Annotated in this window: 1 protein-coding gene; it reads left to right on the top strand. The window is 72.0% G+C overall.

Annotation, left to right across the window (positions count from 1 at the left end; genetic code table 11):
- Window positions 1–1,197: sensor histidine kinase (locus AC31A1_RS51670; protein WP_489659953.1), on the top strand; the 1,197-nt coding region annotated here is incomplete at both ends.

Below are 1,197 nucleotides of genomic sequence, written 5' to 3'. Positions count from 1 at the left end.
GTGCGGGGCGGAGGGGGTCCGGTTCGCGCACGACGCGGGGATCCCGGCCGCCGTCGGTGTCGTCTTCGGGGTGCTGGCCGGGTCGGCGCTGATCGTCCGGCGGAAGTGGCCGATCGCGGTCGTGCTTGTCTCCATCGCCATCACCCCGGCCCAGATGGGCTACCTGATGGGCATCGTCGGCCTGTACACCCTCGCCGCGTCCGAACTGCCGCGCCGGATCATCGGATCGCTGGCCGGGATGTCGTTCCTCGGGATGCTGATCGTCATGTTCGTGCGGGTGCGGCAGGACATGCAGCGGGGGACGTGGGAACTGGGGGACTGGTTCGTTCCGTTCGCCTCCATCACCACGGCGGTCGGGATGACCGCGCCGCCCGTGCTGCTCGGCCTCTACGTCGGCGCCCGGCGCCGGCTGATGGAGAGTCTCCGGGAGCGCGCCGACAGCCTGGAGCGGGAGCTTCAACTGCTTGCCGAACGCGCCGAGGAGCGTGCCGAGTGGGCCCGGGGCGAGGAACGGACCCGGATCGCGCGGGAGATGCACGACGTCGTCGCGCATCGGGTGAGCCTGATGGTCGTGCACGCGGCGGCACTCCAGGCGGTGGCTCGGAAGGATCCGGAGAAGGCCGTCAAGAACGCGGCCCTCGTGGGGGACATGGGGCGGCAGGCACTCACCGAACTCCGGGAGATGCTCGGGGTGTTGAGGAGTGGGGACGGCCGGGACGCGCGCGAGCGGGCGGCCGTACCGCTGGTCGCGGTGGGCGTGGCGGCTGCGGCTGCGGCGGCGGCTTCGCGGGCCGTCGACGACGACGGCGCGGGTGACGGGCCCTGCCTGTCCGACGTGGACGAGCTGCTCGGGCAGTCCGCGGCGGCCGGGATGGCTGTGGACCTGTCCGTTGAGGGTGAGAGCCGGGTGTACGCGGCGGAGATCGAGCAGACCGCGTACCGGGTGGTGCAGGAGGCGTTGACGAACGTCCACAAGCACGCGGCGGGCGCGAAGACGCATGTACGGCTCGCGCACCGGGTGTCGGAGATCGCGATGCAGGTCGAGAACGAGCCGCCGCCGGAGCCGGCGTCCGCGTCTGCGGCGCGGTTGCCCTCTGGGGGGAACGGGCTGGTGGGGATGCGGGAGCGGGTGCTTGCGTTGGGCGGGGTGTTTGTTTCCGGGCCTACGGATGCGGGTGGGTTTCGGGTGTCTGCGGT

The sequence above is a fragment of the Streptomyces sp. P5F9 genome (assembly GCF_057961495.1).
This window is presented reverse-complemented; position numbering and strand designations above follow the sequence as displayed.